The 15,923-nt window shown below is 70.8% G+C and carries 12 protein-coding genes; 5 read left to right on the top strand and 7 right to left on the bottom strand.

Going from position 1 to position 15,923, the window contains the following annotated elements; all coding sequences use genetic code 11:
• The first annotated feature begins 143 nt into the window (after positions 1-143).
• A complete protein-coding gene (locus tag ABZ860_RS34125; protein WP_357228286.1) occupies positions 144-1,049 on the top strand; it encodes a helix-turn-helix transcriptional regulator in 906 nt (301 codons plus the stop codon).
• A gap of 33 nt (positions 1,050-1,082) precedes the next feature.
• On the opposite strand, the gene polX is transcribed toward ABZ860_RS34125, so the two are convergent.
• Both polX and ABZ860_RS34135 read right to left on the bottom strand, forming a co-directional pair.
• On the bottom strand, positions 1,083-2,768 hold the full coding sequence (gene polX, locus ABZ860_RS34130) for a DNA polymerase/3'-5' exonuclease PolX (RefSeq protein ID WP_357228288.1): 1,686 nt from the start codon (positions 2,766-2,768) through the stop codon (positions 1,083-1,085).
• 5 nt (positions 2,769-2,773) lie between these two features.
• A complete protein-coding gene (locus tag ABZ860_RS34135; RefSeq protein ID WP_357228292.1) occupies positions 2,774-3,694 on the bottom strand; it encodes an alpha/beta hydrolase family protein in 921 nt (306 codons plus the stop codon).
• Positions 3,695-4,261: 567 nt separating this feature from the next.
• On the opposite strand from ABZ860_RS34135, the gene ABZ860_RS34140 reads away from it, so the two are divergent.
• The gene (locus tag ABZ860_RS34140; RefSeq protein ID WP_357228294.1) at positions 4,262-5,101 is read left to right on the top strand and encodes an SAM-dependent methyltransferase; all 840 of its coding nucleotides are present in this window, start codon (positions 4,262-4,264) and stop codon (positions 5,099-5,101) included.
• Between the two features lie 149 nt (positions 5,102-5,250).
• Here ABZ860_RS34140 and ABZ860_RS34145 read toward each other — a convergent pair whose 3' ends face one another.
• A complete protein-coding gene (locus tag ABZ860_RS34145; RefSeq protein ID WP_357228297.1) occupies positions 5,251-6,753 on the bottom strand; it encodes an endo-1,4-beta-xylanase in 1,503 nt (500 codons plus the stop codon).
• 645 nt (positions 6,754-7,398) lie between these two features.
• Here ABZ860_RS34145 and ABZ860_RS34150 point away from each other — a divergent pair.
• On the top strand, positions 7,399-8,697 hold the full coding sequence (locus ABZ860_RS34150) for a TIGR04013 family B12-binding domain/radical SAM domain-containing protein (protein ID WP_357228300.1): 1,299 nt from the start codon (positions 7,399-7,401) through the stop codon (positions 8,695-8,697).
• A 92-nt stretch (positions 8,698-8,789) separates the two neighbouring features.
• Here the strand turns inward: ABZ860_RS34150 and ABZ860_RS34155 are convergent, their stop codons facing one another.
• Together ABZ860_RS34155 and ABZ860_RS34160 are read right to left on the bottom strand one after the other, a co-directional pair.
• Entirely contained in the window at positions 8,790-9,764 is a 975-nt protein-coding gene (locus tag ABZ860_RS34155) for an aldo/keto reductase (protein ID WP_357228303.1), read from the bottom strand.
• Positions 9,765-9,902: 138 nt separating this feature from the next.
• Positions 9,903-10,790, bottom strand: a complete 888-nt coding sequence (locus ABZ860_RS34160; protein ID WP_357228306.1) for an MBL fold metallo-hydrolase — start codon at positions 10,788-10,790, stop codon at positions 9,903-9,905.
• Positions 10,791-11,101: 311 nt separating this feature from the next.
• Here ABZ860_RS34160 and ABZ860_RS34165 point away from each other — a divergent pair, with 311 nt between their 5' ends.
• Together ABZ860_RS34165 and ABZ860_RS34170 are read left to right on the top strand one after the other, a co-directional pair.
• Positions 11,102-11,479: a signal peptidase I gene (locus ABZ860_RS34165; RefSeq protein WP_357228309.1), complete on the top strand. Its 378-nt coding sequence runs from the start codon at positions 11,102-11,104 to the stop codon at positions 11,477-11,479.
• Between the two features lie 92 nt (positions 11,480-11,571).
• The gene (locus ABZ860_RS34170) at positions 11,572-12,333 is read left to right on the top strand and encodes a thioesterase family protein (protein ID WP_357228312.1); all 762 of its coding nucleotides are present in this window, start codon (positions 11,572-11,574) and stop codon (positions 12,331-12,333) included.
• Between the two features lie 12 nt (positions 12,334-12,345).
• Here ABZ860_RS34170 and ABZ860_RS34175 read toward each other — a convergent pair whose 3' ends face one another.
• Positions 12,346-13,854: a PQQ-dependent sugar dehydrogenase gene (locus ABZ860_RS34175; RefSeq protein WP_357228315.1), complete on the bottom strand. Its 1,509-nt coding sequence runs from the start codon at positions 13,852-13,854 to the stop codon at positions 12,346-12,348.
• Positions 13,855-14,159: 305 nt separating this feature from the next.
• Positions 14,160-15,887 carry a PQQ-dependent sugar dehydrogenase gene (locus tag ABZ860_RS34180; RefSeq protein WP_357228318.1) on the bottom strand — a complete coding sequence of 576 codons (1,728 nt, stop codon included), beginning with the start codon at positions 15,885-15,887 and terminating at the stop codon, positions 14,160-14,162.
• Positions 15,888-15,923 lie beyond the last annotated feature (36 nt).

Below are 15,923 nucleotides of genomic sequence, written 5' to 3' on the forward strand. Positions count from 1 at the left end.
TTTCCGATCAAGCTCCGGCACGCAACCACACCGGCCGGGCTCAAAACGACGATTACGGACGTGTTCGCCCGCGCTACGATCCGGTGACCGGAGGCGTCGGCGTACGGCCGGTGCCGGCGAGACCCGTATCGGGGAGGACAGGGATGATCTCGGCTCGGCCGGAGGCTGCGACTTCCCCGGACGCACGGCCGGTCGCGCCGCGGGGCGGGCCGACGGTGGTGCGCATGATGCTCGGCGCCCAGCTGCGCCGGCTTCGCGAGGCCAGGAACATCAGCCGCGAGCAGGCCGGGCACGCCATCCGCGCCTCCATGTCGAAGATCTGCCGGCTGGAGCTGGGCCGCACCCCCTTCAAACGGCGCGACGTGGCCGATCTGCTCACCCTGTACGGCGTCGTCGACGGCGGGGAGCGGGAGACGATGCTGGCGCTCGCCGAGCAGGCCGGCACCCCCGGCTGGTGGCACCAGTACAACGACCTGCTGCCCGGCTGGTTCGAGGTCTACGTCGGGCTGGAGGAGGCGGCGGCCACCATCCGCACCTACGAGGTCCAGTTCGTGCACAGCCTGCTGCAGACCGAGGACTACGCGCGGGCGACGATCCGGCTGCGGCACCGCGGGACGACGGAGTCCGACGTCGACCGCCGCGTCGGCCTGCGCATGCGGCGTCAGCGGCTCCTGGACCAGGCCGACGGGCCCCGGCTGTGGTCGGTGGTGGACGAGTCGGCGCTGCGCCGTCCGCTGGGCGGCCGGGCCGTGCAGCGCCGCCAGATCGAGCACCTGATCGAGGTTGCCGCGCGTCCGAGCGTCACCCTGCAGGTCCTGCCCTTCCATGCAGGGGGCCACCCCGCGGTGGGCGGCCCCTTCACCATCCTGCGGTTCGCCGAGCCCGACCTGCCCGACGTCGTCTACCTCGAACAGCTCAGCAGCGCGTTGTACCTCGACAAGCAGGAGGACGTGGACGACTACACCGCCGTGATGAACGACCTCAGCGTGCAGGCCGAGTCGGCCCGCGACACCGTGACCTTGCTGCGCGCGATGCTCAAGGAGCTGTGAGGCGCGGAGCCGTGCGGCGGGAGAGCCTCCGGGTCAGCCCCTGCCCAGGTGGGCCAGCAGGCGGTCGAGGGGCCAGGTGTTCACCACGTCGTCCGGGGTGAGCCAGGCCCGCTGCGCGATGCCCACGCCGAACCTCTGGTGGGCCAGATGCGGGACGGCGTGGGAGTCGCTGTCGATGGAGAACCTGACCCCGTGGTGACGCGCGAGCCGTACGAGGTCGGAGGGCAGGTCGGCCCGGTCGGGGTAGGAGTCGATCTCCATGATCGTGCCGGTCCTGGCGGCGGCGCGGAACACCGCGTCCCAGTCCGCGTCCACCGGCGGCCGCTTGCCGATCTTCCGGGTCGTGGGGTGGCCGATGACGTGGACGTGCGGGTTCTCGCACGCCGCGATGAAACGGCGGGTCATCTCCTCACGCGACTGAGTGAAGTGCGAGTGCACCGAGGCGACGCAGACGTCGAACCCGGACAGCACCTCGGCCGGCCAGTCCACCGAGCCGTCCGGGGCGATGTTCAGCTCGCTGCCGTGCAGCAGCCGCATGTCCGGATATCTCGCCTGCAGCTCCTTGATGCGGGCGCGCTGGGCGAGGGCCTTGTCGAGGGTCATCCGCTGCATGACCAGGTCGGGCGCGTGGTCGGTCACCGCGTAGTAGGAGTAGCCGCGCATCGCGGCGGCGGCCACCATGTCCTCCAGGGAGGCGATGCCGTCGGTGAGGTCGGTGTGGGTGTGCAGGTCGCCCCGCAGGTCGTGCAGCTCGACCAGGCGCGGCAGCTCGCCCCGCAGCGCGGCCTGAACCTCGCCGCCGTCCTCGCGCAGCGCCGGGTGCACCCACGCCATGCCGAGCGCCCGGTAGATCTCCTCCTCGGTCTCCGAGGCGATGAGCCGGTCGCCGTCGAACAGGCCGTACTCCGACAGCTTCCAGCCCTTCTTGACCGCCATCTCCCGGATGCGGACGTTGTGCTCCTTGCTGCCGGTGAAGTAGATCATGGCCGCGCCCCACGACTGCGCGGGGACGAGCCGCAGGTCGACCTGCAGGCCGCGGTCGGTCCTGACCGAGGTCTTCCGCTCGCCCTTCGCGATGATCTCCGTGACGTACGGCTGTCGCGCGAACAGCTCCATCAGGCCGGGGTCGCCGACGGCGAGGATGTCGATGTCGCCGATCGTCTCGCTCATCCGGCGCAGCGACCCGGCGAAGGCGATCCGGTCGGCGGGCAGCGAGGCGATGACCCGCTCCGCGAGATCCGTCGCGATGCCGAGGTGGACCCGGTCGCCCGACCGCTCCATGTGCTCGATGCCCTTGAGCAGGTTCTCCTCGGTCTTGGCGCCGAAGCCGCGCAGGCCCTTCAGTCGGCCGGCCCGGATCGCGTCGGCCAGCGCGGCGGGGGAGTCGATGCCGAGCTCCTGGAACAGGAACAGCGCCTTCTTCGGGCCCAGCGAGGGGATCCGGGTCAGCCTGCGCACGCCGTCGGGCACCTTGCCCCGCAGGTCGTCGAGCTGGCGGAAGCTGCCGCGCGCGAGGAACTCCTCGACCTTCTTGGCGATCGCCTCGCCCACGCCGGGGATCGACCGCACGTCGGTCTCCCCGAGGTCCTCGGGGAACCCCGCGATGGCCTTGGCCGCCTTCTGGTAGCTGCGCACCCGGAAGGCGTCCCCGCCGTTCAGCGCGAAAAGCTCGGCGTACTCCTGCAGCGCCGCGGCTGCCTCATCATTGGCCCGTCCCATGCGTCTCAGGGTAGGAGAAGCGGCAGCGCGCGTTGAAACGATCGGATCCAGTACGGCCAGGTGTGGGTGCCGTTTCCGTAGAAATCCGTCGTCACCGTCACCCCGGCCTTCTTCGCGGCCCTGGCGAAGTTCAGGTTCTGCCGCATGATCGCGGCCTCGGTGCGATCGGCCGGTCCGTCCCCGTGGTCCAGCGGGCCGGGCTCCCCGTCGCCCGCGGACGCGTAGAGGCGCACGCCCTTCAGCCTCCCGGCCAGGTCGGCGGGGTTGTGCTCCGGCCAGGCGCTCGGGTCGCCCCACAGGTCCTCGGTGTCCACGCCGTTGTCCGCCATGAACCTCCGATATCCGGAGACGTCGTCGCGGGTGTCGAGGACCCCGGAGAACGATGCCGCGGCCTCGAACACACCCGGATGCCGGGCCGCGTAGACGAACGCGCCGAGGCCGCCCATGGAGAAACCGGCGACCGCGCGGCGCGTGCCGACGCCGTACCGCGGCTCGACCAGGCGCGGCACCTCGGTCGTGTGGAACGTCTCCCAGGCGGGGCCGTCGCGCCAGTCGGCGTACCAGCCCATCGAACCGCCCTCGGGGACGATGACGACGGCGTCGAGGCGGGCGGTCAGCCGAGCCACCTCGCCCGTCCTGAGCCAGTCCCAGCCGCCGCCGGCGCAGCAGCCGTGCAGCAGATACAACGCGCGCCAGCCGGTGGAACCCGGCTTCCAGGCCGCGGGCTTCAGCACCCACACCGAGCGCCGCGCGCCCGTGGCCGGGGAGTCGATCACGAGTTTGTCCGTCCGCCCGTCCACGGCCTCCTGCGACACGATCGTGGCCGAACCCGGGGGACGGACGGGCGGCGGCGCCGCGGGCTCGGCGGCGCTCCGGCAGCCGGTCACCATGACGACGAGGACGAAGCACGTGAGGATCTTCTTCACGAGGAGCCGTATGTCATATCGGTCATCCGCCGTCAACGGTGGAGAAGGGCTTCGCGTAGACGAAAGGCCCGCGCGGCGGCGGGTCCGGATCAGCATCCGCCCAGCCTCCCGCCCGCCCGCGTGACCCGGCAAGGGATCAACGGGCCGAACCGGCCGTGGAGAGCGGATGGGAACGCGTGGAGCGGTGGTGCGCTCCCGGCGGCATCGCCAGGTGAACGTCGAGTTTTCCACACTATCGGCACCGCTATCGATGTGAATCCGCCACAAAACCCGCTATAAGCGTCAGTTCACCACTACCGAAGGCCGTATTTGGTGCCTTTTGGGGGAATTGGCGCGACATTCGAGTTCTCGGAAGTTCGGCCGGGTGCAGGCCTGGCCGCGGGCCGACCGATGATCGGCCGCGAGGCTTGACCTGAATCCCGGTGGACGAATACCGTTTCTCCGAAAATTACTACAAATACCACGAAAGTATCGGCCGCCTCGCGGACGATGAGCACCATCTCGTCGTGGTCAGCCGGCCGCCCATGTGTCCTCGTGTCGATCAGGGGACAACAGTAAGGAGCACTGATGCCAGAGCTGACGGACCCCGAGCCGGCCGCCAGGCCCGTCCCGCGGATCAACACCGCGGTTCCGCATCCGGCCCGGATATACGACTACCTGCTGGGCGGCAAGGACAACTTCGCGGCCGACCGCGAGGCGGCCGAACACCTTCTGAAAGTTTCGCCGGGCACCCGCGAGGGCGTGCGGGCCCACCGCGCCTTCCTCCGCCGGGCGGTGCACCATCTCGCCACCGAGGCGGGGATGACGCAGTTCCTCGACATCGGCACGGGCATCCCCACTCAGGGCAACACCCACGAGATCGCTCAGCAGGCCAACCCCGAGGCCCGGGTGGCGTACGTGGACAACGACCCCATCGTGCTGGTGCACGGCCGTGCGCTGCTGACCGGCAGCGCCAGGGGGATGACCTCGGTGATCGAGGCCGACATGCGCAAGCCGGAGACGATCCTGTCCCACCCTGAGGTCCGGGCCGTGATCGACTTCGACCGTCCGGTGGCCGTCATCATGGCGGGCGTCCTGCACTTCATCACCGACGAAGAGGACCCGTACGGCCTGGTCGAGACCTTCAAGGCCGCCGTGCCCTCGGGCAGCCGTCTGCTGCTGTCGCACATCACGCTCGACTTCGCCCCCGAGGTGCGCGAGGAGGACTTCACCAAGCCCTACGACAACAGCACCGCGCCGATGGTGCCGCGCACCCTCGACCAGGTGCTGCGGTTCTTCGAGGGCTGGCAGGTGATCGATCCGGGTGTGGTCGAGGTGGTGCGCTGGCGGCCGGACGAGCGCGAAGGCCGGGAGCGCATTCCCGGGGGTCACGCCTGGGCCTACGGCGCCCTCGCGGCGAAGCCCTGAACGAGAAGGACCTGACCGAGGAAATGTACGGTCCCGCGAATGGCCTCCGGTGCGGCGCGCGCACCGGAGGCCATCGCTTGCGGCTAGAGGGAACTTAAGGGGAAAGGGTCAGCAGGTGGAGCCGGTCTGGGGGAGCGGCCCCGCCGGGCTCACTGCGCGAAGGTCCACTTCTGGTTGTTGCCGCCCCAGCAGGAGTACAGCTGGATCTGGGTGCCGTTGCCGGTGCCCTGTCCGACGGCGTCCAGGCACAGGTTCGACTGGACACCGACGATGGTCCCGTCGGAGTTGAGGCGCCACTTCTGGTTGTCGCCGCCCCAGCAGGAGTAGATCTGGACCTTGGCGCCGTTGCCGGTGCCGGCCGCGTCCAGGCACTTGTTGCCGTAGACCCGCAGTTCCTGGGCGGAGGTGTAGGTCCAGGTCTGGTTGGTCTGGCCGTTGCAGTCCCACAGCTGCACCTGGGTGCCGTCCGTGGTGCTGGCGTTGGGCACGTCGAGGCAGCGGCCGGAGCCGGTATTCCTGATCGGCCCGGTGCCGTTCCCGCCACCGGGGGTGGGCGAGGTGCCGGGGCTGGGCGACGTGCCGGGGCTCGGCGAGGTGCCGGGGCTGGGCGACGTGCTCGGCGTGGCGGCGTTGAGGGCGTTCAGGACCGAGGTGTAGGCGGCCTTCTTGTTGCCGTTGCTGTCGAACAGCAGCGGGCTGGTGTTCGCGCCGAGCCAGGAGTCGCTGTCGCGCACGCCCCACACCGTGATGCCGATGCACCGCGAGACCGCCAGGCAGTCGTTGACCACGCTGGCGTAGGTCGAGGCGGAGCCGCCCTGGATGTCCAGCTCGGTGATGGCCACGTCGACGCCGAGGGCGGCGAAGTTCTGCAGGGTCTGGCGGTAATTGGAGGGGTAGGGGCTGTTGCTGTTGAAGTGGGACTGGAAGCCGACGCAGTCGATGGGCACGCCGCGGGACTTGAAGTCCTTGACCATGTTGTAGACGCCCTGCGTCTTGGCCCAGGTCCAGTTGTCGGTGTTGTAGTCGTTGTAGCACAGCTTGGCCGCGGGGTCGGCGGCGCGGGCGGTGCGGAAGGCGACCTCGATCCAGTCGTTGCCGGTGCGCTGGAGGTTGGAGTCACGCCGGCCGCCGCCGCTGTCGGCGTAGGCCTCGTTGACCACGTCCCAGTAGGGAATCTTGCCCTTGTAGTGACCCATCACGCCGTTGATGTGGTTGATCATCGCCTGGCGCAGGGCGCTCCCGGACAGGTTCTGCATCCACTGCGGCTGCTGGGAGTGCCACGCCAGCGTGTGGCCGCGCACTCGCTTGCCGTTCTGCACCGCCCAGTTGTAGATCCGGTCGGCGTTGGTGAAGTTGAACTGGTTCTGGTTGGGCTCGGTGGCGTCGATCTTCATCTCGTTCTCGGCCGTCACCATGTTGAACTCACGATTCGCGATCGTCGTGTAGTTCGAGTCGCCGAGTTTGCCGCCGGCGATGGCGGTGCCGAAGTAGCGGCCGGTCTGAGCGGCAGCCGCACCGAGCGTGCTCGCCGCGGCGTCGGCGGGGACCGTCACCGTCACCACTGCCGTGGCCGCGGTGAGCACGCCGAGAGCGCCGGCGACCAGAGCCCGGCGCAGCCGGGATCCGGGCGGGGGCATGACGTTTGCGCCCATGTCTGAGCCTCCATAACTGAATCACCGAGGGGAACGTGGAGGTTCCCGTGAGATCGACGCCGCGCATCCTCGCTTGAGGGCGCACACCACCCGGGCGTCGTGATCGGCGGCCCCCTGCCGTGCACCACCACTTGGGGCGGGGGACCGCCTCGGAGGATCAGTGTGGAAACCTCCCCGAAACTTGTCAAGCCTTCAACGGAAACTTTCGGCTATATGGTCGAGGTTGGCGTGGAAAATCGGTTAAGCAAAGGCCATCTGCGGTCCCGAAACTTTCGGCGATCGGTTGCCGGGCCGGAAAGGGTGGATGAAAGTTTCAGGACAGGGCTCTCGCCGGGTTTCGGGCCAGTGGGATAACGCCCAGTTAAGCCACGCTCGGACCCCGAGCGGCGACGCGAAGACCTGACCGGACCATTGACAGCGGCCGTCCGCCTCGTATTGGCTCCGCCCCACACCACCTCCACGCACCCCGATGGAGAGGAGAGCCGATCAGCAGACGCTTTGTGAACGCTAACAGCCTCGACAACGGTCGCTTACCACCGTCGCCCCGCCCGTCCGGCGGGCGCGCAAGATGCTCGGCCGGTGTTCCGCCACCTCGATCACCGAGCGGCGGTCGGGGGAGGAGCGCGGTGGCACTACCCTGCCAGGGTGAGCGTGGAAGTGTCCGTGGTGGTCCGCTATCGCAAGGCCGTGACGTACGGCGTGAACGCGCTGCTCGGCGCGCTCGAGACCGCGAAGGCCGAGTGCGATCTGCGGCTCGGGACCACCCCCGAGGAGACCGCGGAGCACATCGCGGCCAGCCCCGCGGACCGTGTCCTGGTCCTCTGGTCCTTCTACTCGCCGGACGCCGAGGCGATGGCCGCCGAGCTGGCCACCGTACGGGCCCTCGCCGACGACCCCCGCGTCCTGCACATCGCCGGCGGGGTGCACGCCACCGCCGAGCCGCAGCAGGTCATCGACGCCGGCTGGGACCTCGCCGCGATCGGCGAGGGGGAGCCCACCATCGTCGCCCTGGTCGAGGCGCTGCGCGCGGACCGGCCGCTCACCACCGTGCCCGGGCTGGCGCTGCGCGACGGCGACGGCACGGCGCTGCGCACGCCACCGGCCCCGCAGCTGCCGCTGGACGCCTTTCCGTCCTTCCCCGACCGGCGCCGCCACTTCGGGCCCATCGAGATCACGAGGGGCTGCGCCTACACGTGCCGCTTCTGCCAGACGCCCTTCATGTTCGGCGGCAGGTTCCGGCATCGCAGCGTGGACAGCGTGCGCGAGCACGTCCGCCGCATGGCCGCCCACGGCCTGCGCGACGTCCGTTTCATCACCCCCACCTCCCTCTCGTACGGCACGCAGGGGCCGGAGCCGGCGCTGGACGCCGTGGAGGAACTGCTGGCGGGCGTGAAAGAGGAACTTCCCGCGAACGGGCGGGTGTTCTTCGGCAGCTTCCCCTCGGAGATCCGTCCCGAGCACGTGACGCCGGAGGCGATGCGGCTGCTCAAGCGATACGTGGCGAACGACAACGTCATCATCGGCGCGCAGTCGGGCTCCGACCGCGTGCTGGCCGCGGCCGGCCGCGGCCACGGCAGCGCGCCGGTGCGCGACGCCGTGCGGATCGCCGTGGAACACGGCTTCCGCCCGAACGTCGACTTCATCTTCGGACTGCCCGGCGAGTCGTCCGAGGACCAGGACGCGTCCCTGCGGCTCGCCGCGGACCTCGCCGATCTCGGGGCGCGCATCCACACCCACACGTTCATGCCGCTGCCCGGCACGCCGTGGCGGGACGCCGAGCCCGCGTTCATCCCGCTGGACACGATGCGGGAGCTGGACCGGCTCGCGCAGCGCGGCGACGCCTACGGGCACTGGCGCAAGCAGGCCGAGCACGCGGCGCGGCTGGCCGAGACGGCCAAGGCCTACCCGCGCCGCGCGCGGCGCCGCCGCACCACCGACCGCTGACGTCCCCGCCCTCAGCCTCCGCCTTCAGTTTCCGCCGTCAGTCCCCGCCCTCGCCGGGCCCGTCCCGGGCCCGGCGAGGGCGGGCCTCGCGATCAGAACTGCTGCGGCCGGGCCTGGTACGGCTCCTCCAGGAAGGCGATCTCCTCGTCGGTGAGCTTCAGCTCGACCGCGGCGAGCGCGTCGTCCACGTGGTGGCCCTTGGTCGCGCCGACGATCGGAGCGGTCACGGCCGGGCGGCTGAGCAACCACGCGAGGGAGAGGGTCGCGGGGGAGACGCCCCGCTCCCCGGCGGTGCGCGCCACCCGCTCCAGGATCGCCTCGTCGGCGGGCCCGCCGTACAGCTGCTCCTGCCTCGCGCCGTCGCCGACCTGCCGTACGGTGTCGGCCGGCTTGCCCGCGCGGGCGAGCAGGCCGCGCGCGAGCGGGCTCCACGGGATGAGCCCCACTCCCTGGTCGAGGCACTGCGGGATCATCTCCCGCTCCTCCTCGCGGTGCAGCAGGTTGTAGTGGTTCTGCATCGAGACGAACCGGGCCCAGCCGTTCCTGTCCGCGGCGTGCTGGGCCTTGGCGAACTGCCACGCCCACATGCTGGAGGCGCCGATGTAGCGGGCCTTGCCGGCCCTGACGATGTCGTCGAGCGCCTCCATGGTCTCCTCGATCGGCGTCTCGTCGTCCCACCGGTGGATCTGGTAGAGGTCGACGTAGTCGGTGCCGAGGCGGGCGAGGGAGGCGTCGATGGCCGACATGACGTGCTTGCGGGACAGGCCGTAGTCGTTCCTGCCCTCGCCCATCGGGAAATAGACCTTGGTGGCCAGCACGTAGTCGTCGCGCCGGGGGAAGATCTTGCGCAGCAGCCGCCCGGTGACCTCCTCGCTGACGCCTCCCGAGTAGACGTCCGCGGTGTCGAAGAAGGTCACGCCGCCCTCGGCCGCCTTGCGCACGATGGGCTCGGCCTGCTCCTCGTCCAGGACCCAGCCGCCCCACTTGGCCGGTTCGCCGTAGCTCATCATGCCCAGGCAGATCCTGCTGACCTTCATGCCGGTGGTGCCAAGTCGTCGATACTCCATGGCAGCACCCTATTTGCCCCATCACTTCGCCGGGCGGGACGGGTGTCCGTCCGGGGTCGCACCGGCCGCAGGGCCCCGGCCGGGGATCTGCGGCGATCCACGCGGGCGCAACCCGCACGCGGCCGGGGGTGCGGCGAGTCACCAGCGCAGCGCGGTGAAGTCGACCGGCCGGGGGGAGAGCCGCCCCGTGCGGCCGGCCAGGTCGTGCATCCGGCGGGCGAACTCGTCGGCGGGCAGCCGCTTGCGGTCGCCGTGGCCGGGCAGCAGCCATTCGAAGCGCACCCGCGGTGCCGTACGGGCCAGCGACGCGGCCAGTTCCTTGACGGAGTACCAGGTGACCGACTCGGCGACGGCGATGTCCCCGTCGGTGCGGGACCAGTAGAAGCTGTCACCGCTGAAGCAGTAGGTCTCGTCGGCGAGGTACAGCACGCTGCCCCTGGTGTGTCCGGGCAGCGGATGCGCTGTCACGCCGCCGGCGATCTCGACCGGCTCGGTGCCCCGGAGGACGGCGTCGGCGTCCGGCGCGGCGGCCAGGTCTCCTTCGTGGATCCACAGGCGGGCGCCGAACCGGTCGGCGTATTCGCGGCCGTGCGCGGCGTGGTCGCGATGGGTGAGCAGCACGTCCGTGATCGGGCCGAGGGCGGCGTATCTGGTGGCCAGCGTGGAACTCCAGCGCGGCGTGTCGATCATCATCAGGTTTCCGTCAGGACGGCGCAGCAGATAGGAATTCGCGCCGGCGGTGTGCCGCGAGTTGTGGCCGCACAGGTGCACGTGCTCGGAAAGGCGGAGGGGGAAGGGATCGAAATCCGGGTCCGGCCCGCGCGCTCCGCGCCGGATCGACCGGGTGTGACAGGCGAAAGCCGCGGCGTACAACGCCTTTTCCTCCGCGTCCGTGCGTGGCTGGCGGACGACCGAGGAGCGGCCGTCGACCTCGGCGACCAGTCCCGGTGCGAGCTGCCGGGCGACGTCGCAGTTGGTGCAGCGACGATCGACGTGCCAGACGGCGTCGGCCGAGTGCTCGTTCATGACGTGGTCCCTCCGCGCGCGGCGCAGACTGGTGAAATCGGCGGCCAATTGAATATCACGAGCCACGTAACAGAACAAATCAACGAATGCTGTTGACTTTTCCGGAGACGGTCGCTCTCGGAGGCCTCTTCTATGTGCGGTTGACAATTCCGAAAATAGTGCTCTGCTTGCCGCTTTCGGGTAAGGGCATTGTCATGATGCGCTCAACGACCGTGGCAGGCTTCCCCGTCCGGGCTCAGCGGCGGGGACTGGGGGTCGTCCTGACACGCCGGCAGCCCGCGGGGTCGTGACGTTCGCTAGCGTGCGGGGCTGTGGTGGAGAACGTGTACGTGGGGAACGCTCATCTGGACGGGGTCGCCGACCGCGGGTGGCTGCTGGGACATTTCAAGCCCGCCGGCGATGTGCGGCACAGCGAGGACGTCGAGATCAAGTGGTACGTGCATCCTCGTGGTGACCGCCGCGCGAAATGGGTCACCGGCGAGAAGCGCACCGCGCTCCTCGTGCTGATCAGTGGCCGTTTTCGCGTCGAGTTTCCTGAGCGGAGCGTGCTGCTGGCGAATCAGGGCGATTACGTGGTGTGGGGCCGCGGGGTCGATCACTCCTGGTACGCCGAGGAGGAGTCGGTGGTGCTCGCCGTCCGGTGGCCGTCGATTCCGGGGTATGCGGTCGACGGCACGGCTTCTGCGTAGCGGTCCGAGCGGGCCGGGCCGGCGGTGATCCGCGAGCGTCGGTGCGCACATCGGCCGAAGGGAGCCGCGAGCCGCCTCTAGAATCTTGTTCCATGGCGATGTACGTCCCCCTCGGCCAGGGCCGATACCAGGCCACGGAGCACACCCAGGGGCCGTGGGACCCACGGCATCAGCACATGGGACCTGTCACCGCGCTGCTGGTGCACGAGCTCGCCCGCGTTCCCGGCCTGCCTCTGGCCCGGCTGGCGGTGGACGTGTTCGCCCCCGTCCCGGTCGCGGAGGTGGACGTGCGCACCGAGATGATCAGGGACGGCAGGCGCGTGCAGTGCCTCGGAGCGTCCGTCACCTCCGGCGGGCGCGAGCTGGTCAGGGCGACCGCATGGCGCATCAGGGAGGCCGGCAGCCCGGCGAGCGAGGCCGCGCCGCCGCCCGCGCCGGTCCCGCCGCCGGCCCCGCAGGACACGCAGTCGTGGATCGCGCAGGGCTTCGGGTATGGCAAGGCCACGGACTGGCGGTTCGTCAAGGGCTCTCCGGACGAGGCGGGGCCCGCCGTCGCATGGGGCAGAGCGCGGGTGCCGCTCGTCGAAGGCGAGGAGATCACGCCGCTGGAACGGCTCGCGATGTTCGCCGACAGCGGCAACGGCATCAGCGGCGTCCTGGACTTCGACGCCTACCTGTTCGCCAACGTGGACCTCACCATCTCTCTGTTCCGCGCCCCCGAGGGGGAGTGGATCTGCCTGGACGCGGCCACGACGATCGGTCCCCGGGGACGCGGGCTCACCCGCACCACGCTGTTCGACCAGTCCGGCGAGGTCGGCACGGCCACCCAGACACTGTTCGTCGGGCTGCGCTGATCCAGGCGGGCGTCACGACGCCGTGCAGGTGACGGGCGACGGCGTGCCGTTGGCACCGCCGGACCAACTGCCGGTGAAGCCGGCCGTCGTCGACGCGCCCGGCGCCAGGGCGCCGTTCCAGGACTCGTTGGTGACGGTCACCGTGGATCCCGACTGGCTGTAGCGGCCGCCCCACAGTTGGGTGATGGTCTGGCCGTTGGGGAAGGTGAAGGTGACGGTCCAGGAGGAGATGGCCGCCTTTCCCGAATTGCGCACCGTCAGCCCGCCCTGGAAGCCGCCCGGCCACTGATTGGAGATCTGGTAGGCGGCGGAGCACGCGCCGGGACCGGCCGACGGTGAGGCGCTGGGGGAGACCGTGGGGCGGGCGGAGGGCGACACGCTCGGCGACACCGAAGGGCTGGACGACACGGACGGGCTGGGCGACGCCGAGGGGCTGGGCGACGACCCGCCCGCGGGCGGGACGCGGATGATGCGGTCGTCGTCGGCGGCCGGGGTCCCTCTGCCGTCGCGGTTGCTCGTCGCCACCCAGAGCCAGCCGTCCGGGCCGACGGCTGCCGCCCGCAGGCGTCCGTACGTCCCCTGGAACTCGGCCACCGGGCTGCCGGTCCTGCTGCCGGCGCTGACCGGTACGGTCCACAGCCGCTTACCCGCCAGGGCGGCGGCGAAGAGCGTGCTGTTGGCGTACGCGAGACCGCTCGGAGAGGCCTCGGAAGTGCTCCAGGTCTGGATGGGGTTGGTGAAGCGCGAGTCGTTGCACACGCCCTCGCAGGTCGGCCAGCCGTAGTTGCGGCCCGGCTGGATGTAGTTGATCTCATCCCAGGTGTTCTGGCCGAACTCCGTGGCGTACAACCGGCCGCTCTCGTCCCAGGCGATCCCCTGGACGTTGCGGTGACCGTAGCTGTAAACGCGCGAACCGGAGAAGGGGTTGTCCGGAGGGACCGTGCCGTCGGGCCGCATCCGCAGGATCTTGCCGCCGGGACTGTTCAGGTCCTGGGCGTTGGCGGAGGTCCCGGCGTCTCCCGTGGTCACGTACAGCATGCCGTCCGGGCCGAAGGCGATGCGTCCGCCGTTGTGGAACTGGGCGCGGGGAATGCCGGAGAGGATCACCTGCTGGGTCTGGGGGGCGCTGAGCCGGAACCGGACCACCCGGTTGTCGGACGCGGAGCTGAAGTACGCGTAGACCCACTGGTCCTGGGCGTAGGTGGGGGAGACCGCGATGCCGAGCAGGCCGCCCTCGCCCTGCGGTGACACGTTCGGGACGGTGGCCACCCGCGCCGGCGCCGATCCGGGACGCACCTGCGCGATGGCGGCGGTGTCGCGTTCGGAGACGAGGGCGCTGCCGTCCGGAAGGAAGGCGATGCCCCAGGGGGCCTGCAGCCCCGTGGTGGCGACCTGCGCGCGCGTGAAGTCGAACCCGCCGGTGGCCGCGCTCGTGGGGAGCGGCCGGCTCACGACGAGCGCGGCGGCGGCGGTCACGGCGCTGAGGGTGGTCGCGAGTGCCGTGGCGAGACGCTTGGGCATCGGAGGCTCCAGGTCGGGACGTCGGGTTCCGGCTCGTGACCCATCGAACGCGTCCGCCGCGCCCCGTGCAATCACCCGTGCAATGCACTAGACGATCGTTCGCGTGCCAGGCTCTCGCCGTCTCCCGCTGACCAGCGCGTTGGGCCTGCGCCGCCGACCGGGACGGCGGTCAGGGCCGGGAAAATTTCATCGACCGCCGGGAGTTCTCCGAAGGCTTCTGCCGCCGAGGTGACCGTGCGCGCGCATGCGGACCCGCCCGGGCCCGCATGCGCGTTTCCCGCCGACGCGGACGGGACGGACAGGTGTCAGGCGGCCGTGCAGGTGGCCACCGGCACCTCGACCGGGCCGCCGCCAGACCAGCCGACCGCGAACTCCTGCGTCACCGACGCGCCCGGCGGCAGCGCGCCGTTCCAGGGTTGGTTGGTGACGGTCACCGTGGCTCCCGGCGGGGTGTAGCCGCCGTTCCACATCTGCACGTAGTTCAGACCGCTGGGGACCGTGAAGGTGACGATCCACGAGGAGATGGGCAGCGTCCCCGTGTTCCGCACCGTCAGTTCGCCGCGGGAGGCCGCCGTCCAGCTGAGGATGAACCGGATGGTCGCTTCACACGAGCGTGTCCCCGTGGCCGGCGAGGGGCTGGGCGACGGTGAAGGGCTGGGTGACGGCGACGGGCTGGGCGATGGGGAGGGGCACGGCGAGGCACTGGGCGACGGCGAGGGGCTGGGCGACGGCGAGGCGCTGGCCGATGGCGACGGGCTGGGTGACGGCGAGGGTGAAGGGCTGAGCGGGGAGGAGGCGCTGGGCGACGGCGAGGGGCTGAGCGACGGTGAAGGGCTGGGTGACGGCGAAGGTGAAGGGCTGAGCGACGGGGAGGGACACGGCGAGGTGCCGCCGGACGGGGAGGGCGACGGTGACAGCGACGAACCGGCTGACGGTGAGGGCGACGGGCCGGATGGCGGCCAGCCGTCGACGGGCGGGATCCGGATGATGCGGTCGTCGCCGAGGACAGGTGTCCCGCCGCTGTCGTGGTTGCTCGTCGTCACCCAGAGCCAGCCGTCCGGGCCGACGGCCACGGCGCGCAACCGTCCGTACTTCCCCTGAAGCTCGGCCACCGGAGTGCCCGCTGTGCCGCCCGCGACCGGCACCGCCCACAGCCGCGTCCCCCGCAGGGCCGCGGCGAAGAGCGTCCCGTTGGCGTACGCGAGGCCGCTGGGCGACGCCTCGGCCGGGCGCCAGGTCAGGATCGGGTCGCGCCAGCGCGTGTCGCCGCACACGCCCTGGCAGGCGGGCCAGCCGTAGTTGCCGCCGGGGACGATGGCGTTGAGCTCGTCCCAGGCGTCCTCGCCGAACTCCGTGGCGTACAGCCGGCCGCCGGTGTCCCACGCGAGGCCTTGCACGTTGCGGTGGCCGTAGCTGTAGACCGGCGAGCCGGCGAACGGGTTGTCCGGAGGGACCGAGCCGTCGGGTCTCACGCGCAGGATCTTGCCGCCCAGGGTGCCGTTCTGCGCGTTGCCGGGGTTCCCGGCGTCGCCGGTGGAGACGTACAACATGCCGTCGGGGCCGAACGCGATCCGCCCGCCGTTGCGGGCCTGGCCGCGGGGAATGCCGGAGAGGATCACCTGCTGGGTCTGGGGAGCGCTGAGCCGGAACCTGACCACGCGGTTGTCGGAGGCGCCGGTGAAGTAGACGTAGACCAGCTGGTCCTGGGTGAAGGTGGGGGACACGGCGATGCCGAGCAGGCCGCCGTCGCCCGTCGTGTACACGTTCCGGATGGTGGTCACCAATGCGGGCGTGTATCCCGGATACACCCGCCAGATGTTCGCCGTGGCGCGTTCTGTCACGAGGGCGCTGCGGTCCGGCAGGAAGGCCATCCCCCAGGGTGTCAGCAGCCCCGTGACGGCGACCTGCGCCCTGGTGAAGTCGAACCCGCCGGTGGCCGCTCCCGCGGGGGCCGGCCGGGTCACGACGAGCGCCACGGCGGCGGTCACGGCGCAGAGGACAGCCGCGAGGGCCGTGGACAGGCGCTTGGGCATCACGTGCTCCCGGGGAGGGGGCGGAGGCCGCATACC

The sequence above is a fragment of the Microbispora sp. NPDC046973 genome (genome assembly GCF_040644495.1).
Lineage (GTDB): Bacteria > Actinomycetota > Actinomycetes > Streptosporangiales > Streptosporangiaceae > Microbispora.